The organism is Streptomyces sp. PsTaAH-137, assembly GCF_003259365.1.
Taxonomy (GTDB): domain Bacteria; phylum Actinomycetota; class Actinomycetes; order Streptomycetales; family Streptomycetaceae; genus Streptomyces.
On sequence record NZ_QLLY01000021.1, the window covers coordinates 49,482 to 71,116 of the forward strand.

General features: G+C 70.4%; 15 protein-coding genes and 4 tRNA genes. 9 read left to right on the forward strand and 10 right to left on the reverse strand.

The features are described from left to right. Positions 1-75 precede the first annotated feature (75 nt). Positions 76-168 carry a putative leader peptide gene (locus tag K377_RS42905; protein WP_343238130.1) on the reverse strand — a complete coding sequence of 31 codons (93 nt, stop codon included), beginning with the start codon at positions 166-168 and terminating at the stop codon, positions 76-78. A 294-nt stretch (positions 169-462) separates the two neighbouring features. Between K377_RS42905 and purF the strand changes: the two genes are divergently transcribed. Together purF and purM are read left to right on the forward strand one after the other, a co-directional pair. After that, the gene (gene purF, locus K377_RS34460) at positions 463-1,989 is read left to right on the forward strand and encodes an amidophosphoribosyltransferase (protein ID WP_111667556.1); all 1,527 of its coding nucleotides are present in this window, start codon (positions 463-465) and stop codon (positions 1,987-1,989) included. 33 nt (positions 1,990-2,022) lie between these two features. Beyond that, positions 2,023-3,120 carry a phosphoribosylformylglycinamidine cyclo-ligase gene (purM, locus tag K377_RS34465; RefSeq protein WP_111667557.1) on the forward strand — a complete coding sequence of 366 codons (1,098 nt, stop codon included), beginning with the start codon at positions 2,023-2,025 and terminating at the stop codon, positions 3,118-3,120. A 131-nt stretch (positions 3,121-3,251) separates the two neighbouring features. Here the strand turns inward: purM and K377_RS34470 are convergent, their stop codons facing one another. Next, positions 3,252-3,518 (reverse strand): DUF3073 domain-containing protein, encoded by a 267-nt coding sequence (locus tag K377_RS34470; protein WP_111667558.1) that lies wholly within the window; start codon positions 3,516-3,518, stop codon positions 3,252-3,254. A 274-nt stretch (positions 3,519-3,792) separates the two neighbouring features. Next, positions 3,793-4,887: a Glu/Leu/Phe/Val dehydrogenase dimerization domain-containing protein gene (locus tag K377_RS34475; protein WP_111667559.1), complete on the reverse strand. Its 1,095-nt coding sequence runs from the start codon at positions 4,885-4,887 to the stop codon at positions 3,793-3,795. 252 nt (positions 4,888-5,139) lie between these two features. On the opposite strand from K377_RS34475, the gene K377_RS34480 reads away from it, so the two are divergent. Both K377_RS34480 and bldC read left to right on the forward strand, forming a co-directional pair. Continuing rightward, a complete protein-coding gene (locus K377_RS34480) occupies positions 5,140-6,009 on the forward strand; it encodes a hypothetical protein (RefSeq protein WP_111667560.1) in 870 nt (289 codons plus the stop codon). 475 nt (positions 6,010-6,484) lie between these two features. After that, positions 6,485-6,691, forward strand: a complete 207-nt coding sequence (bldC, locus tag K377_RS34485; protein ID WP_003949541.1) for a developmental transcriptional regulator BldC — start codon at positions 6,485-6,487, stop codon at positions 6,689-6,691. 454 nt (positions 6,692-7,145) lie between these two features. Here bldC and K377_RS34490 read toward each other — a convergent pair whose 3' ends face one another. The 3 genes from K377_RS34490 to hrpA form a co-directional block, all read right to left on the reverse strand. Continuing rightward, positions 7,146-7,388, reverse strand: coding sequence for a DUF6274 family protein (locus K377_RS34490; protein ID WP_111667561.1), 243 nt, complete (start codon positions 7,386-7,388; stop codon positions 7,146-7,148). Positions 7,389-7,509: 121 nt separating this feature from the next. Next, positions 7,510-7,584, reverse strand: a tRNA-Asp gene (locus K377_RS34495). 96 nt (positions 7,585-7,680) lie between these two features. Further along, complete coding sequence (hrpA, locus tag K377_RS34500) at positions 7,681-11,685, reverse strand: ATP-dependent RNA helicase HrpA (protein ID WP_111667562.1); 4,005 nt, start codon at positions 11,683-11,685, stop codon at positions 7,681-7,683. A 113-nt stretch (positions 11,686-11,798) separates the two neighbouring features. On the opposite strand from hrpA, the gene K377_RS34505 reads away from it, so the two are divergent. Then, positions 11,799-12,929, forward strand: coding sequence for an ABC transporter permease (locus K377_RS34505; RefSeq protein WP_202455492.1), 1,131 nt, complete (start codon positions 11,799-11,801; stop codon positions 12,927-12,929). 55 nt (positions 12,930-12,984) lie between these two features. On the opposite strand, the gene K377_RS34510 is transcribed toward K377_RS34505, so the two are convergent. The 4 genes from K377_RS34510 to K377_RS34525 all read right to left on the reverse strand — a co-directional run bounded on the left by K377_RS34510 (position 12,985) and on the right by K377_RS34525 (position 14,951). Beyond that, a tRNA-Phe gene (locus K377_RS34510) sits at positions 12,985-13,058 on the reverse strand. A gap of 22 nt (positions 13,059-13,080) precedes the next feature. After that, a tRNA-Asp gene (locus K377_RS34515) sits at positions 13,081-13,155 on the reverse strand. A 38-nt stretch (positions 13,156-13,193) separates the two neighbouring features. Further along, positions 13,194-13,266, reverse strand: a tRNA-Glu gene (locus K377_RS34520). Positions 13,267-13,346: 80 nt separating this feature from the next. Continuing rightward, on the reverse strand, positions 13,347-14,951 hold the full coding sequence (locus K377_RS34525) for a metallophosphoesterase (RefSeq protein WP_111667563.1): 1,605 nt from the start codon (positions 14,949-14,951) through the stop codon (positions 13,347-13,349). 58 nt (positions 14,952-15,009) lie between these two features. On the opposite strand from K377_RS34525, the gene K377_RS34530 reads away from it, so the two are divergent. From K377_RS34530 to K377_RS34545, 4 genes are all read left to right on the forward strand, one after another. Beyond that, a complete protein-coding gene (locus tag K377_RS34530; RefSeq protein WP_181512717.1) occupies positions 15,010-15,360 on the forward strand; it encodes a metallopeptidase family protein in 351 nt (116 codons plus the stop codon). Between the two features lie 150 nt (positions 15,361-15,510). Next, a complete protein-coding gene (locus K377_RS34535) occupies positions 15,511-16,056 on the forward strand; it encodes a hypothetical protein (RefSeq protein WP_111667565.1) in 546 nt (181 codons plus the stop codon). 239 nt (positions 16,057-16,295) lie between these two features. Continuing rightward, entirely contained in the window at positions 16,296-18,485 is a 2,190-nt protein-coding gene (locus K377_RS34540; protein WP_202455493.1) for a DEAD/DEAH box helicase, read from the forward strand. A gap of 155 nt (positions 18,486-18,640) precedes the next feature. Then, positions 18,641-21,634 (forward strand): VCBS repeat-containing protein, encoded by a 2,994-nt coding sequence (locus K377_RS34545; RefSeq protein WP_111667566.1) that lies wholly within the window; start codon positions 18,641-18,643, stop codon positions 21,632-21,634. Position 21,635: the final 1 nt, after the last annotated feature.

Below are 21,635 nucleotides of genomic sequence, written 5' to 3' on the forward strand. Positions count from 1 at the left end.
AGGCAGACGAAACCGCCTCGAAAGGGACCTCAACCGCCGATCACGGCCGAGGGAGGATCAGGCGACGAGCGGAGCTCAGACGCAGCGACAGATCGCGCTCGCGACACGGACCAGGTCGACGTGGCGGCGCTCCACAAGGGTGACCGTGCGGTCACTGAGGGGCTGCATGATCCAGCACCTTGCCGAGAGTGACGTGCCACTGTCAACGGGGCGTCCGCACTCCGGACCGGCACCCCGGGTACGGCAGCGACATGGGTCACATTCGGCCCCGCGCCCCGCCGATCGCCGTACGCGGAACGTTTGTCCTGGTCAGAAGGGCGGCCTTGGATCTTTGTCCAGCGCCGGACGGCCCGGCCGCAGCCGCCGCCGACCGGCCCGCCGACGGCGTGGCGCGGCCCGTCAACCCCCGGACCCCATGTCCCCAATTCGGACCAGTGGTCGATCACGTCTACACTCGGTCGCGTGCCACGTGGTGACGGTCGACTCAATCACGATCTGCTCCCCGGCGAGAAAGGCCCCCAGGACGCGTGTGGCGTCTTCGGTGTCTGGGCTCCGGGCGAAGAGGTCGCAAAGCTCACGTACTTCGGGCTCTACGCCCTCCAGCATCGGGGTCAGGAATCCGCGGGAATCGCGGTCAGCAATGGCTCCCAGATCCTCGTCTTCAAGGACATGGGGCTCGTTTCCCAGGTCTTCGACGAGACTTCCCTAGGTTCACTCCAAGGTCATATCGCGGTCGGTCACGCCCGCTACTCGACCACCGGAGCCTCCGTGTGGGAGAACGCCCAGCCGACGTTCCGCGCCACCGCGCACGGTTCGATCGCGCTCGGCCACAACGGCAACCTGGTCAACACGGCGCAGCTCGCCGAGATGGTCGCCGACCTCCCCAAGGAGAACGGCCGCGCCACACAGGTGGCGGCCACCAACGACACCGACCTGGTCACGGCGCTGCTCGCCGGACAGGTCGACGACGACGGCAAGCCCCTGACGATCGAGGAGGCGGCCGGCAAGGTGCTGCCCCAGGTCCAGGGCGCCTTCTCCCTCGTCTTCATGGACGAGCACACGCTGTACGCCGCCCGCGACCCGCAGGGCATCCGCCCGCTGGTCCTCGGCCGGCTGGAGCGCGGCTGGGTGGTCGCCTCCGAGTCCGCGGCGCTCGACATCTGCGGCGCCGCGTACGTCCGCGAGATCGAGCCGGGCGAGTTCGTCGCCATCGACGAGAACGGCCTGCGAACATCCCGCTTCGCCGAAGCAAAGCCCAAGGGCTGTGTCTTCGAGTACGTGTATCTGGCCCGCCCGGACACCGACATCGCGGGCCGGAACGTCTATCTCTCGCGTGTGGAGATGGGCCGCAAGCTGGCGAAGGAAGCTCCGGTCGAGGCCGATCTGGTCATAGCGACTCCGGAATCCGGCACTCCGGCCGCGATCGGCTACGCGGAGGCCTCCGGCATCCCGTTCGGTGCCGGTCTGGTGAAGAACGCCTATGTGGGCCGTACCTTCATCCAGCCCTCCCAGACGATCCGCCAGCTCGGTATCCGGCTGAAGCTGAACCCGCTCAAGGAAGTCATCAAGGGCAAGCGGCTGGTCGTCGTCGACGACTCGATCGTGCGCGGCAACACCCAGCGCGCCCTGGTCCGGATGCTCCGCGAGGCCGGCGCGGCGGAGGTCCACATCCGGATCTCGTCCCCGCCCGTTAAGTGGCCCTGCTTCTTCGGCATCGACTTCGCGACCCGCGCCGAGCTGATCGCCAACGGCATGTCGGTCGAGGAGATCGGCACCTCGCTCGGGGCGGACTCCCTCTCCTACATCTCCATCGACGGCATGATCGAGGCCACGACCATCGACAAGCCGAACCTCTGCCGCGCCTGCTTCGACGGCGAGTACCCGATGGATCTCCCCGACCCGGAACTGCTCGGCAAGCAGCTCCTGGAGACGGAACTGGCCGCGGGACCCGCCGCCACGGCCGCGGCCGACGCGATCCGTCGCCCGTAGCCCCGTATTCACCAACCCGAAAGATCCCAGGCAATGTCTGCTGTTTCCGATCAGTCGACTCCGTCGACGGGCAACTCCGGTGCCTCCTACGCGTCCGCGGGCGTCGACATCGAAGCCGGCGACCGTGCCGTAGAGCTGATGAAGGAGTGGGTGAAGAAGACGCGGCGCCCCGAGGTCCTCGGCGGCCTCGGCGGTTTCGCCGGCCTCTTCGACGCCTCCGCCTTGAAGAAGTACGAGCGCCCGCTCCTGGCCTCCGCCACCGACGGTGTCGGTACGAAGGTCGACATCGCGCGCCAGATGGGTGTCTACGACACGATCGGCCACGACCTCGTCGCGATGGTCATGGACGACATCGTCGTCTGCGGTGCCGAGCCGCTCTTCATGACGGACTACATCTGCGTCGGCAAGGTGCATCCCGAGCGTGTCGCCGCCATCGTGAAGGGCATCGCCGAGGGCTGCGTGCTCGCCGGCTGCGCCCTGGTCGGCGGCGAGACGGCCGAGCACCCGGGCCTGCTCGGTCCCGACGACTTCGACGTCGCGGGCGCCGGTACGGGCGTCGTGGAGCACGACAACCTGCTGGGTCCGGACCGCATCCGCACGGGTGACGCCGTGATCGCCATGGCGTCCTCCGGTCTTCACTCGAACGGGTACTCGCTGGTCCGCCACGTCCTCTTCGACCGCGCGGGCCTGTCGCTCGACCGGCACGTGGACGAGCTGGGCCGCACGCTCGGCGAGGAGCTCCTGGAGCCGACGAAGATCTACTCCCTGGACTGCCTGGCGCTCACGAACACCACCCAGGTCCACGCCTACAGCCACATCACGGGCGGCGGCCTCGCGGCCAACCTGGCCCGGGTGATCCCGGACGGCCTGCACGCCACGGTCGACCGCGCCACCTGGACCCCGGACCCGATCTTCGACCTCGTGGGGAGCGCGGGTCGGGTCGAGCGCCTGGAGCTGGAGAAGACGCTGAACATGGGCGTCGGCATGATGGCGATCGTCCCGCAGGAGTCGGTGGACGTCGCCCTCGCGACCCTCGCCGACCGCGGCGTCGACTCCTGGGTGGCCGGCGAGATCACCGAGCGCGGCGACCACGCCACCGGCGCCGAGCTCACGGGCGACTACGCCGCGTAGGGCGCGCGAAGCAGCACAAAACCCGGTCCGGTGTGGATACCACCCCGGACCGGGTGAGTGCAGCAATGATCAGAAGCGGGTTACGCGCTGAAAATGCCCGATGTGTTCAATGTGCTCGATGCAGTACGAGGTCAAGCGCCGCGGCGCTGCGACGAAGGGCCCGACTCGTCGGAGTCGTCTTCCTCGTCGTCGTCGTACATATCCGCATAGCGGGCGTACGGGTCGTCTTCCTCGTCGTCGTCCTCGAAAGGCTCACCGTTCGGCGGCTGATTCGATACTGGATTCGACGTCGATGCGCCCAGCTCATTGGCCAGACGCGACAGGTCAGTCCCGCCGCTGCTGTACTTCAGCTGGCGGGCGACCTTCGTCTGCTTGGCCTTTGCCCGGCCGCGCCCCATGGCTCGACCCCCTCGGTGATGGGGCTTCACGGCCCCAGAGTCTTGACACGCGTTCATGATCTGGAACGGGCTCTCCGCGGAGAGACCGGTCCGTAGGGCTTCCACGGTACCTGAGCCCACGCCCATACGGTACGTCGCCCGCAGGACGCGCCTGTGCACAGGACCAGCAAGGAGCCCTGTCCTCGCTGGTCAGCTGCGATTTTAACCTCTTCTTGGCGGGCGACCCGCCGATCGGCGTGACTCTTCTTACCCACAGAGCCCGATCACCGGCGGATCACAGCCGCCCGCGCGCCTCCGCCATCCGCTGTTCGGCGATCCGGTCGGCCGCGGCGGCCGGCGGAATCCCGTCATCCTTTGCGCGAGCGAAGATTCCGAGCGTGGTGTCGAAGATCTTCGCGGCCTTCGCCCTGCAGCGGTCGAAGTCGAAGCCGTGCAGCTCGTCGGCGACCTGGATGACGCCGCCCGCGTTGACCACGTAGTCCGGCGCGTAGAGGATCCCGCGGTCGGCGAGGTCCTTCTCGACGCCCGGGTGCGCGAGCTGGTTGTTGGCCGCGCCGCACACCACCTTCGCCGTCAGGACGGGCACGGTGTCGTCGTTCAGGGCGCCGCCGAGCGCGCACGGCGCGTAGATGTCGAGTCCGGGCTCCCGGATCAGCGCGTCCGTGTCGGCCGCGACCCGCACCTCGGGGTGCTGGTCGGTGATCCGCCGCACCGACTCGGGGCGCACATCGGTGACCACGACCTCGGCGCCGTCGGCGAGCAGGTGCTCGACCAGGTGGTGCCCGACCTTGCCCACGCCCGCGATGCCGACCGTGCGCCCGCGCAGTGTCGGATCGCCCCACAGGTGCTGGGCGCTGGCCCGCATCCCCTGGAAGACGCCGAAGGCGGTGAGCACGGAGGAGTCGCCGGCCCCGCCGTTCTGCGGGGAGCGGCCCGTCGTCCAGCGGCACTCGCGCGCGACGACGTCCATGTCGGCCACGTAGGTGCCCACGTCGCACGCGGTCACGTACCGCCCGCCGAGCGAGGCGACGAAGCGGCCGTAGGCGAGCAGCAGTTCCTCGCTCTTCACGACGTCCGGGTCGCCGATGATCACGGCCTTGCCGCCGCCGTGGTCGAGCCCGGCCATGGCGTTCTTGTACGACATGCCGCGGGCGAGGTTGAGCGCGTCGGCGACGGCCTCCGCCTCGGAGGCGTAGGGGTAGAAGCGCGTGCCGCCGAGGGCCGGGCCCAGGGCGGTGGAGTGGATGGCGATGACGGCCTTGAGGCCGCTGGCCCGGTCCTGGCAGAGAACGACCTGCTCATGGCCCCCTTGATCCGAGTGGAAGAGGGTGTGCAGTACGTCAGCGGGCGCGCCGGTCACATCGGTCACTGTGGTGACTCCCAAGTACATAGCGGCGGTTGAGCGGATACCCGTACGGGTGGCGGGCGTCCGTGGTGGTGCGTGGGCAAGAGACTAGAACCTGCGTGGGCCCGCCACGGGCGCAGTGCCGAGGATCACTCTCTCGCGTCGAGGGCCCCTCGACGTACCGTCGAATCCCGCCGCGTCGCGACTCGGGCCCGAGTGGGACGATATGCAGTGCTTTCAGGGTTTCCAGCCTTCGGACGAGGGGAGGGAGCAGCCGTGCCCAAGGTGTCCTCGGTGACCGTCCCGTACGCGGCGTATCTGCGCGTCTATGAGCCGCTCGCGGCCTTCCCGCACCCGGAGCGCGACCACTGGGAGCGCTACGCCCGCCGTGACCGCCGGCCGTCCTACCAGGACGAACTCCGGCGCTCGCTGGCCGACTTGGTGCCCACGCCGCCGGTCGCGGTACCGGTGCACGAGAGCGACGACGCGTTCGTGATCGAGGTCGAGGGCGTGCTCTGCGTGTGCCCGTGGCGGACCCGGCTGCGCGGCTGGCAGGCGCTCGGCGAGCTGCCGGAGTCGCTGCCGACCCCGGTCCTGGACGCGGTGCTGCCGCCCATGGTGCGCCGGCAGGCGGCGGCCGACTACGAACGCTGGCTGGAGCGCAACCCCGACGCCCGGCCCTGGATCCGGACGTCGATCTGGCAGGTGCCGCTGAACTGGTTCGTGCTCGTCGCGGACGAGGAGCGGGAGTACGAGCCGAAGGGCGGCGCGGGCGTCGAGGGCGGGGAAGGCTGCCCGGCGGACCCGTACCTGCGTTACCGGACCCCGATGGTGCAGGCCAGGCGGCGGGTGGCGCGCGGGCTGCGGGCGCTGCGGGACGCGATCGACGAGGGGCCGCTCATCGACGGCCTGGTAGATGTGGGGCGCTGGCTGGAGGAGTTCCACCCGCGCTCGTACGTCGAACTGGACTACGGCGGACTGGTGCACGCGCTGCCGGCCGGGCTGCTCGACGAGGACCACTCGGCGGCGGACGTGGCCGAGGGCATCGCGGCGCTGCGTTCCGGTGACGGCGACGGGGCGGGCGAGGCGTACCTGCGGCTCGTGGAGCGCTGGCGCGCGGTGCGGGACCGGCAGTACGCCAACTGACGGTCTGGGCGCTGGTCTTAGGACCTACGTCCCGATCCGGGCGTATGGCCCAAGCGTGACGGACCGCACTTACGGGGCCCTTGCGTCCATCACCCCTCCTCGTGCCAAAATAGGACAAGGAGTCCGGGGAGGGCTCCATCCGTCCATCTAAGTCCAACCATGGACGGATTACTCAGCATTGCACTGTCTGTGGGGGGTCTGATGACTCCTGATCGCTCTGTGACTGATCGTCACTGTGGCGTGACTGTCCGCTATGGCATGGTCCATCGGCTTCCGTCGCTGATGAACACCTGGGAGGGCAATTCCATCGGTTTGGCCGACGCGGCTGGACGGATGGTGTAGTTGTAGTGCCGAGGACAAGCCGTTCGTCCTATAACCGACTCGACCCGTGTCCGCCATATCGGGCAACGCGGGTCAAGGTGCAGAATTTAAAGGAAAGAACCGAGAAGGTTCGGTTCTCCCGAGGAGGCCGCTCATGACCGCTCGCACCCCTGATGCCGAGCCGCTGCTGACCCCCGCCGAGGTCGCCACGATGTTCCGCGTCGACCCGAAGACGGTCACGCGCTGGGCGAAGGCTGGCAAGCTCACGTCGATCCGCACGCTCGGCGGACACCGCCGCTACCGCGAGGCCGAGGTCCGCGCACTGCTGGCGGGCATCCCCCAGCAGCGCAGCGAGGCCTGAGGCACCGCATAACGCTGCAACACCGGGCGTTTCGGGCCCCCCAACCCGTACCGCGCCCACCCCTAGCTCCACTTGACGCAGATCTGCCCCAACAGAGCGCGTCGTCGATCGCGCTGGACTCCGCCGGGTCCAGCGCGATCTTTTTTGTGCGCGTGGGCCGCTCTGTGGCGGGGATCTGTGCGTGCTCTTGTCGTACCTTGATCGGTCCCTTGCGGACGCCTGTGAAGGTGGTGCAATTGCACATATTAAATTGAGGAGTTGTAGGAGGGGTGTAAGAAACGGTGTTTCCAAAACTAGTTCGGTGACACCCGTCACACGCCCCGCAGCTTGTTGCAGATGACACAAGTGCGCTAGAGGAGCCGCCGGCGCTTCTGTGCCCCTCCCCGCCCTCTCCCTGCCCACTCCGACTCTCTTCAGGCTCCCACCAGTTGAGGGGCTCGTGGGTCGCCTTTGGTCACGCCTTCGGGGGACTTTCGTCCCCGCCGCCCTCCGGGGCGCTCTCGCGGCCCTCCAGGGCCTCTGTGGCGGCACTCATGGCCGGATCGGGTGCATCCGTCGCAGCGTCCGCCGACGGGTCCATGGCGAGCCGCAGGAGGCGGTGGCAGACCGGACAGTGGCGGGTGAGGTGGCGATGACCGGACGCGGCGGAGAGATGGGCGCGCAGCAGCGCCCGCGTCTCGTGTCTGCCTGCTGCCATGGGCCACCTCCTGGCCTCGGCCGGGTCGTGGTTTCCGGAGTACCGGCGGGCCGATGCGGCGTCAAGAGTGCGGCGGGCAACGCAAGAAGCCCCGCACCATCGGTGCGGGGCTTCTTCACTGCGGTCCTGACGGGATTTGAACCCGCGGCCTCCACCTTGACAGGGTGGCGAGCACTCCAAACTGCTCCACAGGACCAGGATGTGCGGCGCTTCGTTTTCTTCCCTGCGCTGCGAGTAGGACTCTACAGCAGTGCAGGCCCACCGGTCGAACTCACCCGGTGTGCCTGCTCCGTCACGGCACTTGGGCGTCGATCGCCTTCACGATCCGCTTGTCGGAGACCGGGTACGCGGTGCCCAGGGCGTGCGCGAAATAGCTGACCCGCAGCTCCTCGATCATCCAGCGGATGTCCAGGACCTCGCGCGGCACCGGCCGCCCCTGCGGCATCTGCTCCAGCAGCCACGCGTACTCGTCCTGCATCTCGTGGACCTTCTCCATGCGGGAGGTGTCCCGCTGCGCGCCCGTCGGCATCTGCTGGAGCCGCCGGTCGGCCGCGACCAGATAGCGCATCAGGTCGCCGAGCCGGCGCGTCCCGGTCGCCGTGACGAAGCCGGGCTTCACCAGGGCGTCCAGCTGGGCGCGCACGTCCTGGAGGTTGGGCAGCAGCGTCGGGCTCCGCATCGACTTCAGCCGGCGCTCGCAGGCCTGCCAGGCGGCCAGCACCTGACGCACCTGGTCGACGGTGTGCACGGTCGTGTCGACGATCTCCGCGCGCACCTTCTCGTAGAGCTTGCGGTACGACTCCTCGTCCCAGGCCGGGCCGCCGAAGTCCGCGATGAGCTTGTCCGCGGCGGCCGACGCGCAGTCCTCGAAGAGGGCCTGGACCGAGCCGTGCGGGTTCGCCGACAGGGCCAGCTTCGCCGCGTTGTTCAGCTTGTCCGAGGCGAACTTCGCCGGGTTCACCGGGATGCTCCGCAGGATCAGCCGGCGGGTGCCCTTCCCCATGGCCTGCGCCTGCTCGGCCTCGCTGTCGAAGAGCCGTACGGACACGGTGTCCCCGTCGTCGACCAGCGCCGGGTACGCCTTCACCGGCTGGCCCGCCCGGCGGGTCTCGAAGACCTTCGACAGGGTGCCGATCGTCCAGTCCGTCAGGCCCTTCTGCTCGACCGACGGGCCGCCCGCGCGCTCGGCGGTGGCGGCCGCGGCCTTGGAGATGGCCTGCCGGGCCTTCGGGCGCAGCTGGAGCTTCAGCGCCTCCAGGTCCTTGTCCTCGGCGAGATTGCGGCGCCGCTCGTCGACGATCCGGAAGGTGATCTTCAGGTGGTCGGGTACGCGCGTGAGGTCGAAGTCACCGGCCTGCACCGGCACCCCCACCATCCGCTGCAACTCGCGCGCGAGCGTGGCCGGCAGCGGTTCCTGGAGCGGTACGGCGCGCTCCAGGAACGCCTTCGCGTAGTTCGGCGCGGGCACGTAGTTGCGGCGGATCGGCTTGGGCAGGGAGCGGATCAGCTCCACGACCACGTCCTCGCGCAGGCCCGGGATCTGCCAGTCGAAGCCCTCGTCCGTGACCTGGTTGAGCACCTGGAGCGGGATGTGGACGGTGACACCGTCGGCGTCCGCGCCCGGCTCGAACTGGTACGTCACCCGGAACTTGAGCGCGCCCTGCCGCCAGGAGTCCGGGTAGTCCGCCTTGGTGACCGCCTCCGCGGACTCGCGGATGAGCATGGAGCGCTCGAAGTCGAGGAGTTCGGGCTCCTCCTTCTGCTTGTGCTTCCACCAGGAGTCGAAGTGCGCGCCGGAGACGACGTGCTCGGGGACCCGCTGGTCGTAGAAGTCGAAGAGCGTGTCGTCGTCGACCACGATGTCCCGGCGCCGGGCCCGGTGCTCCAGCTCCTCGACCTCGGTGAGGAGCCTGCGGTTGTCGGCGTAGAACTTGTGGTGCGTACGCCAGTCGCCCTCGACCAGCGCGTTGCGGATGAACAGTTCGCGCGAGACCTCGGGGTCGATCCGGCCGTAGTTGATCTTCCGCTGGGCGACGAGCGGGACGCCGTACAGCGTCACCTTCTCGTACGCCATCACGGCGGCCTGGTCCTTCTCCCAGTGCGGCTCGCTGTACGTGCGCTTGAGCAGGTGCTCGGCGAGCGGCTCGACCCACTCGGGCTCGATCCGCGCGTTCACCCGGGCCCAGAGCCGGGACGTCTCGACCAGCTCGGCCGACATCACGAACCGCGGCGGCTTCTTGAACAGCGCCGAGCCGGGGAAGATCGCGAACTTCGCGTTGCGGGCGCCGATGTACTCGTTGCGCCCGCGGTCGCGGCCCGCCTGCTTCGGGTCCTTGGCCTGCGACTCCTTGGACTCCTTCACGTCCTTCATGCCGATGTGCGAGAGCAGGCCGGCGAGGAGGGAGACGTGAATGGAGTCGCCGGGGGCGTCGTCCTCGTTGAGGTGGATACCCATCTGCTTCGCGACCGTGCGCAGCTGCGTGTAGATGTCCTGCCACTCGCGGATGCGCAGGAAGTTCAGGAACTCGCGTTTGCACATGCGGCGGAACGCCGAGGAGCCCAGCTCCTTCTGCTGCTCGCGCACGTAACGCCACATGTTCAGGAACGCCAGGAAGTCGCTGGTCTCGTCCTTGAAGCGGGCGTGCTGCTGGTCGGCCTGCGCCTGCTTGTCGGAGGGGCGCTCGCGCGGGTCCTGGATGGACAGCGCGGCCGCGATCACCATGACCTCGCGCGCACAGCCGTTCTTGTCGGCCTCCAGGACCATCCGGGCCAGGCGCGGGTCGACGGGCAGCTGGGAGAGCTTGCGGCCCTGCTGCGTGAGGCGCTTGCGGTGGTCCTTCTCGGACGGGTCGAGCGCGCCCAGCTCCTGGAGGAGCTGCACGCCGTCGCGGATGTTGCGGTGGTCCGGCGGGTCGATGAAGGGGAACTTCTCGATGTCGCCGAGGCCGGCCGCGGTCATCTGGAGGATGACGGAGGCGAGGTTGGTGCGCAGGATCTCGGCGTCCGTGAACTCCGGGCGCCCGAGGAAGTCGTCCTCGCTGTACAGCCGGACGCAGATGCCGTCGCTCGTACGGCCGCAGCGGCCCTTGCGCTGGTTGGCACTGGCCTGGCTGACCGGCTCGATGGGCAGCCGCTGCACCTTCGTACGGTGGCTGTAGCGCGAGATGCGGGCGGTGCCCGGGTCGATGACGTACTTGATGCCCGGGACGGTCAGGGACGTCTCGGCGACGTTGGTCGCCAGAACGATCCTCCGGCCCGTGTGCTGCTGGAAGACCCGGTGCTGCTCGGCGTGCGAGAGCCGCGCGTACAAGGGGAGCACCTCAGTGAATCGGTACTTCTTCTTCTCCAGGGCGTCCGCGGTGTCGCGGATCTCGCGCTCGCCGGAGAGGAAGACGAGGATGTCGCCGTCGCCCTCGGCCATCAGCTCCTCGCACGCGTCCGTGATCGCGGTGATCTGGTCGCGGTCGGAGTCGTCCGAATCCTCTTCGAGCAGCGGCCGGTAGCGGACCTCGACCGGATACGTCCGGCCGCTGACCTCGACGATCGGGGCGTCGCCGAAGTGCCGCGAGAAGCGCTCGGGGTCGATGGTCGCCGAGGTGATGACGACCTTCAGGTCCGGCCGCTTGGGCAGCAGCTGCGCCAGATAGCCCAGCAGGAAGTCGATGTTGAGGGACCGCTCGTGGGCCTCGTCGATGATGATCGTGTCGTAGGCGCGCAGCTCGCGGTCCGTCTGGATCTCGGCGAGCAGGATGCCGTCGGTCATCAGCTTGACGAACGTACCGTCCTGGTCGACCTGGTCCGTGAACCGGACCTTCCAGCCGACCGCCTCGCCCAGCGGCGTGTGCAGCTCGTCGGCGACGCGCTCGGCGACCGTGCGGGCCGCGATCCGGCGGGGCTGGGTGTGCCCGATCATGCCGCGCACGCCCCGGCCGAGCTCCAGGCAGATCTTGGGGATCTGCGTGGTCTTGCCGGAGCCGGTCTCACCGGCCACGATCACGACCTGGTGGTCGCGGATCGCGGCGGCGATCTCGTCCTTCTTCTGGCTGACCGGAAGCTGCTCGGGGTACGTGACGTCGAGGGCCTCGCGGCGCTCGCGGCGTACGGCCGTGCGGGCCCCGGCCTTCTCGGCCTCGGCGCCGAGCTCCGCCAGGACGGCGGCGCGGGCCTCGGGCTTGCGGATCTTGCGGGCGCCCTCGAGCCTGCGCCCGAGCCGGTGCGCGTCGCGGAGGGACAGCTCGGACAGCCGCCGCGCGAGGGCGGCGAACTGATCGGCGGCGGGAGCAGGCTGCGTAGACATACGTGCTCCAGGATCTCACCTCGGGGAAATCCGTGGCGAACGGTTTTGGCTGGGTCCGCGCCGCGTACCGCTCTCGGGATGTATGCGGCTTATGACTGAATTAGCGTGCAGGTATGTCGCCCCAGCCCGACGAGGAACAACCGCGCCCCCACCCGCCGCACGCCGAGGACCCCGCCCAGCCCGAGCACCCGGTGCACGGCGCACACGGCCGGCCGCCGACCCGCGCCGAGCGCTGGGCGGGCTTCAAGAAGTCGCCGTTCCTGCCCGCGCTGGTCCTGACGTTCATCCTGGCCGCGGCGGCCGCCCTGTTCGCCGCCTCCTACACGTACTCCATGGCGAACCCGACCCCGCACCACATCCCGACCGGCGTCACCGGCGAGCGGGACGCGGCGCGGCGCAGCGCGTTCGTCGGGGCGATGGAGAAGGCGCTGGACGCCCAGCTCGACCTGAAGCACTACGACACCCGGGAAGCGGCCCGGAACGCCATCGACGAGCAGCGGATCTACGCGGTCCTGGACGTGCGGGACGACGGCTCCCGGGTCGATCTGGAGGTGTCCGGCGCGTCCGGGGTCTCGGTCGCCCAGGTCTTCACCGAGTCGGCGCCGCAGGTCAGCAAGGCGACCGGGGTCCCGGTCACGGTGAAGGACCTGAACCCGTTGCAGAGCGGCGATCCGCGCGGCCTGGCGATCTTCTACATCTCGCTCGCGGCGGTGATCATCGGCTTCGTCGGGGCGATCCAGCTGAGCGTGCACGCGCGCGGCCTGAACCCGTCGGAGCGGATCGTGGCCACGATCGCGTACGCGCTGCTCGGCGGGTTCGCGGTGGCGGCGGTCGTCGACTGGGGGCTCGGCGCGCTCGATCTGCCGTTCGTGGAGTCGTGGCTGATCCTCTCGCTGACGATGTTCACGTGCGGGATGGTCTTCACGATGTTCAACACGTTCTTCCACCGCTGGGCGATGATCCCGACCTGGGGCCTGCTGGTGCTGGTCGGCAACCCGGCGTCGGGCGGTGCGGTGGCACCGCCGCTGCTGCCGACGGCCCTCGGCCGGCTCGGCCAGTGGCTGCCGCCGGGCGCGTCCGTGAACGCGCAGCACACCGCGGTCTACTTCCAGGGCCACCAGCACGCGTTCCCGTTCCTGGTGCTCGCCGGGTGGGCGGTGCTCTCGTCCGGTCTCTTCTGGTTCTGGCGGCACCGGCACCCGGGCGGCCGGGGAACCCAGCCGCTGCACGCGGCGGCGGTGTGAACACCTGACGGAGGAACGCCGAAGGCCCCGTCCGGAGACGGGGCCTTCGAGGAAGTGGCTGGGGCCGGGATCGAACCGGCGACCTATCGCTTTTCAGGCGATCGCTCGTACCAACTGAGCTACCCAGCCACGCAGTTCAGAAGAACTGCAGCGGTCCTGACGGGATTTGAACCCGCGGCCTCCACCTTGACAGGGTGGCGAGCACTCCAAACTGCTCCACAGGACCAAGCTGTTGCGTGCAACAGTGTCGCACACGGTTTTACGTGCCCCCAACGGGATTCGAACCCGTGCTACCGCCTTGAAAGGGCGGCGTCCTAGGCCGCTAGACGATGAGGGCTATCGGCCCGCCTGCGCGCTTCGCAGCGCGTCGGGGACGTGAGAAGCATATGGGATGCGGGGAGCTATCGCCAAAACGGTTTACGGGGACCCGCTCGGAGCGCTCGGCGAGGGGGTGGCACCGGGCTGGTTCTCCTTGGGGAGATGGCGGCTGACCTCGGCCTTCGTCAGGCCGAGGCCGCCCAGGCGGATCTCGTCCCAGGCCTGGAGGCGCTTGCTGTCGCGGTCCAGATAGAGCACCGACGCCTCGACCGGATCGGGGTGGCCGTTCTTGTTGTCGACGGCCCGCAGTCCGCTGCCGCCGGTCGAGCCCTCGATCCGCAGCCGGGTGCCGAGCGGGAGGACCTGCATCTCCTGGTGGTGGACGTGCCCGGCCAGGACCAGCGGGACCGTGCCGTCGACCTCCTTCGCGGCGGCCGGCTCGTGCGCGAGGGCGACGTCGACCGGGGTGCCCGCCGCCTCCTGGTCGCGGAGGGCCGAGGCGAGCCGCAGGCCCGCCATCCGTTCGGCCGGATCGCCCTGGGCCACGGTCGAGCGGTCCGGCGTGTACTGCGGGTCGCCGGTGCCGGCGAAGCGCAGGCCCGCGACTGTGACCGCCTTGCCGTCGTCGAGGACGTGGACGTTCTTGAACCGCTTCTTGTCCGAGAGGTACGCCTGTGTGTCCTTCTCGGAGTCGTGATTGCCACGGATCCAGACGTAGGGCGCGCCCAGGCCCTTGATCGGGTCGAGGAAGGCGTTCTCCGAGGCCGAGCCGTGGTCCATCGTGTCGCCGGTGTCGACGATCACCGAGATCCGGTACTGCCGGACGAGCGAGGCGATGATCTTCCACGACGCCGGGTTGAGATGGATGTCCGAGACGTGCAGGACCCGGATCGTCGAGGGGTCCGGCTGGTACGTGGGCAGCGTGGACGTCACGTCGTAGAGCTGGGTGACATTGGTGACGAGCCGCGCCAACTCCTTCTGGTAGACGTCGAATTCGGTGACGATCGAGCGTGCGTTGCCGACGACGGAGGGCGCGGAGGAGAGCAGTCCGGAGAACTTCGGCTCCAGGACCGACTTCGGGTTCCAGGTCGCGTACGCGGTCGCGCCCGATGCCGCGAGGAGGGCGAGGGCGAGGCCGCCGGCGGCCAGGGCGCGGCGCGGGCGGCGGTAGACCGCGAGGCCGAGCGCCGTCGCGCCGGAGACCACGGCCACGCAGGAGCGGATCGCCAGATCGGCGGTGCCGTGCTCCACGTCGCGGGCCACCTCGTCCTGGAGGCCCGAGAAGCGCTCGGGGTGGTCCACCAGTTCCTGGGCGCGGGCCGGGTCGAGCTGGTCCACGTCCACGTCGAGGCGGATGGGGGCGGTGTGGGAGTCGAGTTCCAGGGCGCCCAGCGGGGACACGTTGATCTTGGTGCCGCCGGTGAGGGAGGGGCGCAGGGTCATCTTGGTGTCCATGGGGCCCACCGGGGCCCGCACGCTGCCGACGATCAGCAGGCCGAGCCAGGCGCCCAGCAGGACCACCGCGACGAGGCCGAGGGCGCGCGCGAAGGGGTGGGGCTGGTGGACCAGTTCCTGGGCGATGCGGGGGTGGCGGGTGCGGCGCGGCCGTGCCGGTGCCCCCGGGCCGCCGCTGGTGCCGCGTGCGCCGCGGACCTGTCGGAGCGACCGGATCCGGCGGAGGGCTGCTGCGGGCGAGCGGACCATTGCTCCCGTATGCCCAAGTGGGCGGGTCGATATGCGGGTTGTACCGGACAATGGAGCTGTGCTGGAGATGACGCGCGAGGAGTTCGAGGAACTGGTGGCCGAGGCGCTCGACCGGATTCCGCCCGAGTTGACGCGGCTGATGGACAACGTCGCGGTGTTCGTGGAGGACGAGCCGCCCGCGGACGATCCCGAACTGCTCGGGCTCTACGAGGGCACGCCCCTCACCGACCGGGGCGAGTGGTACGCGGGCGTGCTCCCGGACCGGATCACGGTCTACCGGGGGCCGACGCTGCGCATGTGCGCGTCGCGGGAGGACGTGGTCGCGGAGACGGAGATCACTGTGGTGCACGAGATCGCGCACCACTTCGGGATCGACGACGCGCGTCTGCATGCCCTGGGATACGGCTGACGGCCGTCCGCCGGTCCTTCTTTGTGCGGGGTTTGTGCGGTGCCGGTGACGGCCGTGTCCCGTCCGTGTGCCGCTGCGTGTCCTCCCGAGGGGCGTGCCAGTTGGGGACGGTGACCTCGTCTCCTGCCGGATTCCCGGAGGTGCCCGCCCGTGCGCCCGCTGTCCGTCTCCCGTGATGCCCGCGACCCTCGCGATCCCCGTGCCTTCTTCCGGTCGGTCGGCCGGCTCGCCGTGACCACGGTGGCCGTCGCCGCGGCCGCCGGGTGCATGAGCGTCGCCGACGACGGCCGTCCCGCGGCGCCGTCGCCGTCCGCCTCGCCGCGCAGCGCGGGCACCGCGCCGGACGGCGGAACGGTGGTCTCCGACGGCGCGGGCGGGGTGGGGACCCAGGCCGGCGACCCCGAACCGTCGTCCGGGGAGACGTCCTCCGCCGCCTCCCCGAAGCCCTCCGAGACCGGATCGCGGGCGGCGGCCGCGTCGCCGAGCCGGGGGACCGCGACGTCCGCGCGCGCCACCGCGTCGGCCAGGCCCTCGGTGCCGCGCGACACGCCGTCCTCGCCGGAGCCCACCTCGGAGCCGCCGACGCCGTCGCCGACCCCGTCGCCCACGACCGCCGAGCCGTCCTCGTCCGCCCATGAGCAGTCCGGGCCCGCGGCGGACGGGGTGCCGGCGCCGCAGGCGGGGGACCCGGCTTAGGCGCGGGCGGCAGGGGGCTGTGACCCGAGTCTCAGGGATGCGGTTTGCCTTGGGGGGTGGGGGGTGCGTATGGTGGTAGATCGTTTGATCCCATTTGCCCGGCGCCGTCAAGAGAGCGCCGCGTGGCGCGTACTCTCCCTTGCCGTGGCTGGACCGCATTGAGGCGGTCGACTTGCGAAAGCGCAATTACACGGAGTTGACGGGCGCGTGCCGAGACTCCGGAAGGTTTCGCATTTCGCATGTCCATTTCCACTGAAAACACCGTGCCCGAGCAGGCCCAGACCGAGCAGCCCGCAGAGGTTGCCGAGATCGTAGAGGCTGTCGAGATCACGGACGCCGTCGAGACCGACGAGACGCCTGAGGCCGTCGAGAACGACGAGACCGAAGAGAACACCGAGCCCACCATCACCTTCGCGGACCTCGGTCTGCCCGAGGGCGTCGTGCGCAAGCTCGCGCAGAACGGTGTCACCACCCCCTTCCCGATCCAGGCCGCGACCATCCCGGACGCCCTGGCCGGCAAGGACATCCTCGGCCGTGGCCGCACCGGCTCCGGCAAGACCCTCTCCTTCGGCCTGCCGACGCTGTCGCGTCTGGCCGGTGGCCGCAGCGAGAAGCACAAGCCGCGCGCCGTCATCCTCACCCCGACCCGTGAGCTCGCGATGCAGGTCGCGGACGCGCTCCAGCCGTACGGCGACCAGGTCGGCCTGAAGATGAAGGTCGTCTGCGGCGGTACCTCGATGGGCAACCAGATCTACGCGCTGGAGCGCGGCGTCGACATCCTCGTCGCCACCCCGGGCCGTCTGCGCGACCTCATCAACCGCGGCGCCGCCGACCTCAGCAACGTCGAGGTCGCCGTCCTGGACGAGGCCGACCAGATGTCCGACCTGGGCTTCCTGCCCGAGGTCACCGAGCTGCTCGACCAGGTTCCGGCCGGCGGCCAGCGGATGCTCTTCTCCGCCACCATGGAGAACGAGATCAAGACGCTCGTCACCCGCTACCTGAACGACCCGGTCAGCCACGAGGTCGACGCCGCCCAGGGCGCCGTCACGACCATGTCGCACCACATCCTGATCGTGAAGCCGAAGGACAAGGCGCCGGTCACCGCGGCCATCGCCGCCCGCAAGGGCCGCACGATCATCTTCGTCCGCACCCAGCTGGGCGCCGACCGCATCGCCGAGCAGCTGCGCGACGCCGGGGTGAAGGCCGACGCGCTGCACGGCGGCATGACGCAGGGCGCGCGTACCCGCACCCTCGCCGACTTCAAGGACGGTTACGTCAACGCGCTGGTCGCGACCGACGTCGCCGCCCGCGGTATCCACGTCGACGGCATCGACCTGGTCCTGAACGTGGACCCGGCCGGTGACCACAAGGACTACCTGCACCGCGCGGGCCGCACGGCGCGTGCCGGCCGCACGGGTACGGTCGTCTCCCTCTCCCTGCCGCACCAGCGCCGCCAGATCTTCCGCCTCATGGAGGACGCGGGCGTCGACGCCGGGCGTCACATCATCCAGGGCGGCGCCGCGTTCGACCCGGAGGTCGCCGAGATCACTGGCGCCCGTTCGATGACCGAGGTCCAGGCCGAGTCCGCGGGCAACGCCGCGCAGCAGGCCGAGCGCGAGGTCTCCTCCCTCACCAAGCAGCTGGAGCGTGCCACCCGGCGCGCCGCCGAGCTGCGTGAGGAGGCCGACCGCCTCACCGCCCGCGCCGCCCGTGACCGTGGCGAGGACGAGGAGGGTGTGGCCGCCGCCGTGGCCGCCGCGACCGAGGCCGCCGCCGAGGCCGTCGCCGCCGCCGAGGTGCCGCGCCAGGAGGAGCGCCCCGAGCGTTCGGAGCGTTCGTCGTACGAGCCGCGTCAGCGCCGTGACGAGCGGGGCAACTACGAGCGCCGTGACCGTCGCGACGACCGCCGTGACAACGACCGTGGCGACCGTGGCGGCTTCCGCCGGGACAACGACCGCCGTGACGACCGTGGTGGCCGTTCCTTCGAGCGTCGTGACAACGACCGTGGCGGTTTCCGCCGCGACGACCGTCCCTCGGGTGACCGTGGCGGCTTCCGCCGCGACAACGACCGTCGCGACGACCGCCGTGACGACCGTGGTGGCCGTTCCTTCGAGCGTCGTGACGACCGCGGTGGCTTCCGTCGCGACGACCGTCGCGACAACGACCGCGGTGGCTTCCGCCGGGACAACGACCGCCGCGACGACCGTGGTGGCCGTTCCTTCGAGCGTCGTGACGACCGTGGCGGCTTCCGCCGCGACGACCGCCCCTCCGGCGGTCACCGGGGCAGCGACCGCCCGTTCAACCGCGACCGCCGCGACGACCGCCCCTCCAGCGGCCACCGCCCCTACGGCCGCCGCGACGACCGCGCCGGCTCCGGCTCGTCGTTCGGCCGCCGCGACGACAAGCCGCGCTGGAAGCGCAACGGCTGATCCCCTCGCATGAGGTGAGGCCCGGGAGACGTGATCACGTCTCCCGGGCCTCCTTGCTGTTCGCCTGCTGTTAGGCTCAACCGGCCCTATGTAGAGGGCATTTACTTTACGAGGGGCCCCACACCCTCCGTTCTTGTTCCGGGAGGGGTCCCTTCGTGCGCAGACGTGCTGCCCGCAGATCCGTTGTCGCGGCCGGTGCCGCCCTGGTCGTCGCGACAGGGCTGAGCCCGCTGGCGGGTCAGGCGGCCGCGGACACCCCGGCCGCCGCCGTCCTCGCGCCGTACGGTGCGTCGGTCGACGGCGAGCGGGTGTTCGTCGCGGGCCGGACCGGCTTCCTGCACGCGGCCACCACGGAGGTCGGCCACTACCTGTGGACGGACTACTCGACCGGTGAGTCGACGCCGTTCACCCTGCCCGCAGGCGCGGGAGGCATCATCAACACACACGGCGACACCGTCGCGTACGCGACCGGCACCGCGGGGGAGATCGGGCTCGCCGATCCCGTCGCCGGTACGTCGCGCACCCTGCGGCTGCCCGCGGGACTCACCCTGGCGACCGTCCTCGGCGAGACGCTCGTGGCCTACGGGGACGGGCAGTGCCACCTCCTGCGCGCCGACGCGGACGGGGTGCTGAGCGACCGGACCGTGACCGGCCTGCCGGAGGGCGCTCGTTGCACGACGGGCGGCGTGGGCCTGATCCCCTCCTTCACCAGTGACGGCGCCTCGGCCGTCGTGCGGTACACGAGCGCCACCGAGGCCCGCTTCGGCCTGGTGGACCTCGACAGCGCCCGGTTCACCGCGCTGCCCACACCCGCGAACGTCATCCCGCAGCGGCTGCGGATCTCGCCGCAGGCCATCGCCTGGTACGACGCGGAGGCCAAGGCGATCCAGGTGGTGCCGCGGGTCGGCGCGGGGCAGCGGTGGAGCGTTCCCGCGTCGTCGAACGCCGTGCAGTTCGAGCTCGCGGGCTCCCGCCTGCTCTGGAAGAACGCGACCAACGGGCCCGTCACCGCCGTCTCCCCCGACGGCACCGCGACCCGGGTGCTCGACCTCGCCGAGAGCGGCGGCGCCCAGGTCGTACCCGGACCCGACGGCACCGTGCTGCTGTTCGGCCGAAAGACCACGGGCGGCGACTACGCCGTGCACCGGTTCACCGAGGCGGCCGACGGCACGCTGACCGACGACGCGGTCCTCACCGCCCCCTGGCATCCGACCCGTACCGGCTCGCTCGCCCTGGCGCAGGGCCGCCTGGCCACCGTCGACACGTACCTCGGCGGCAACCCCGTGCTCCATGAGCGGAAGCTGGCGCTCACCGGGTCGCCCCAGCCGGTCACCAAGGAGAACCTGGGACCGCTCGGGCAGTGCGGCGCGGCCGGCTGCCCGGTGCCGTACCCGACCGGCGACGGGCGGGTCCTGTACCAGGCGACCGACAGCACCTACCGCCTGATCGACCAGGCGAGGCCGGCGCCCGGCACCACCGTCCAGCTGGACGAGAAGGGGACCGTGCAGGGCGTCTCGGGCCGCTACGTCGTCTACCGCACCGCCACCGCCACCGAGATCCGCGACCTGGACACCGGCAAGGTCGTGCGCAGCGGCGCCGCCTCCGCCGCCGGTCTGTGGGGCGGGACCCTGTGGCGCCCGGCCGGTGCGGGCAAGGTGTCCGCCACCGACGTCGCGTCCGGAACGGTGACCCGCACCCTCTCGATCGGCGCCTCCTGCGGGCTCGGCTCAGTCCAGGCGTCCGCCCGCTACGTGTACTGGGAGTGCTCCACGCCCGCGGACGGCGCGGGCGTCGTGACCCTGGCCGACGGCACGGCACGCCGTCTGACGGCCACCGGCCACGGGTTGCTCGGCGACGGTTCCGTGTCCTACGTCGGGGCGGACCGCACGGTGCGCGTCACCGACGTCACCGCGGCCACGCCGACGACCCGCACGCTCGGCACCGCGCGCGGCGGCGACGCGGGCCGGGACTGGACGGCCGACCCCACCGGCGACCGGGTGGCCTTCGTCGACGACGACGAGAACGTGCATGTCGTCCCCACCGGGATCACGGCGTCGCCCCTCGCCCAGACCGACGCGGCGGTCCCGGCGAGCGCCCGCGTCATGCTGGAGGGGTCCTTTTGGAAGCCCCGCTGGTGGATCTCCAAGCCCGTCGCGTCCTGGACGCTGACGCTGAAGAACAAGGTCACGGGCAAGGCGGTGACCACGCTCCGCGGCGGCGAGGCCCGTGACGCGATCAAGGCGGACTGGGACGGCTCGGTCGGTTCCGGCCTGCCCGGAGCGGCCGACGCCTCGTACACCTGGACCCTCACGGCACAGCCCGCGGACGGCCAGGGCGCGGCGCTCACGAAGTCCGGCACCGTGGCGATCTCGGGCGCCCGCCCGGCACACCACGACATGACGGGGCGCGACGGGTTCGGCGATCTGCTGACCATGAACTCCTCGGGCGCCTTCACGTACCAGCACGGCACCGGCCAGGGCACCTTCTCCGGGAAGACCTCGGCGAGCGGCTGGCCCACGGGCACGACCGCGGTGCCGTTCGGCGACCTGACCTGGGACGACGACAACGAGACGCTGGTCCGCACGACCGGCGGTGAACTGCGCAGTTACCGCACCGGAGGTGGCGCGCTGAAGACGACCACCTCGTACATCAAGCTCGGCACGGGCTGGAACGCGTACAACGTCCTCACCTCGCCCGGCGACCTCACCGGCGACGGGCGGCCCGACCTGCTCGCCCGCAAGTCCTCCACCGGCGACATCTACGTCTTCGCGGGCAAGAGCGACGGGACGCTGGCGGCCGGCAAGAAGATTCGCTCCGCCTGGACCACGTACACGCACATCGTCGGTGTCGGCGACCTCAACGGTGACGGGATCGGGGACGTCCTCGCCCGGCGCACCGACGGCACGCTGTTCCGCTACGACGGTGCGGGGGACGGGACGCTGAAGGACCGGGTCACCGTGTTCACCGACTGGGGGTCGACGTACAAGACGATCGTCGGCGTCGGTGACATCACCGGGGACGGGAAGAACGACCTCGTCGTGCGGGACACGTCCGGGAACCTGTACCGCAACGACGGCAAGGGGAACGGCTCGTTCACGTCGCGGACGAAGATCGCGAGCGGCTGGAGCACGTACAAGGGCGTTTTCTAGC

What these genes read in the sequence shown, in the direction of transcription:
- K377_RS42905 (WP_343238130.1), bottom strand. Translation starts at nt 168, where the DNA reads ATGCAGCCCCTCAGTGACCGCACGGTCACCCTTGTGGAGCGCCGCCAC.
- purM (WP_111667557.1), top strand. Translation starts at nt 2,023, where the DNA reads ATGTCTGCTGTTTCCGATCAGTCGACTCCGTCGACGGGCAACTCCGGT.
- K377_RS34470 (WP_111667558.1), bottom strand. Translation starts at nt 3,518, where the DNA reads ATGGGGCGCGGCCGGGCAAAGGCCAAGCAGACGAAGGTCGCCCGCCAG.
- bldC (WP_003949541.1), top strand. Translation starts at nt 6,485, where the DNA reads ATGACCGCTCGCACCCCTGATGCCGAGCCGCTGCTGACCCCCGCCGAG.
- K377_RS34490 (WP_111667561.1), bottom strand. Translation starts at nt 7,388, where the DNA reads ATGGCAGCAGGCAGACACGAGACGCGGGCGCTGCTGCGCGCCCATCTC.
- hrpA (WP_111667562.1), bottom strand. Translation starts at nt 11,685, where the DNA reads ATGTCTACGCAGCCTGCTCCCGCCGCCGATCAGTTCGCCGCCCTCGCG.
- K377_RS34505 (WP_202455492.1), top strand. Translation starts at nt 11,799, where the DNA reads ATGTCGCCCCAGCCCGACGAGGAACAACCGCGCCCCCACCCGCCGCAC.
- K377_RS34525 (WP_111667563.1), bottom strand. Translation starts at nt 14,951, where the DNA reads ATGGTCCGCTCGCCCGCAGCAGCCCTCCGCCGGATCCGGTCGCTCCGA.
- K377_RS34540 (WP_202455493.1), top strand. Translation starts at nt 16,296, where the DNA reads ATGTCCATTTCCACTGAAAACACCGTGCCCGAGCAGGCCCAGACCGAG.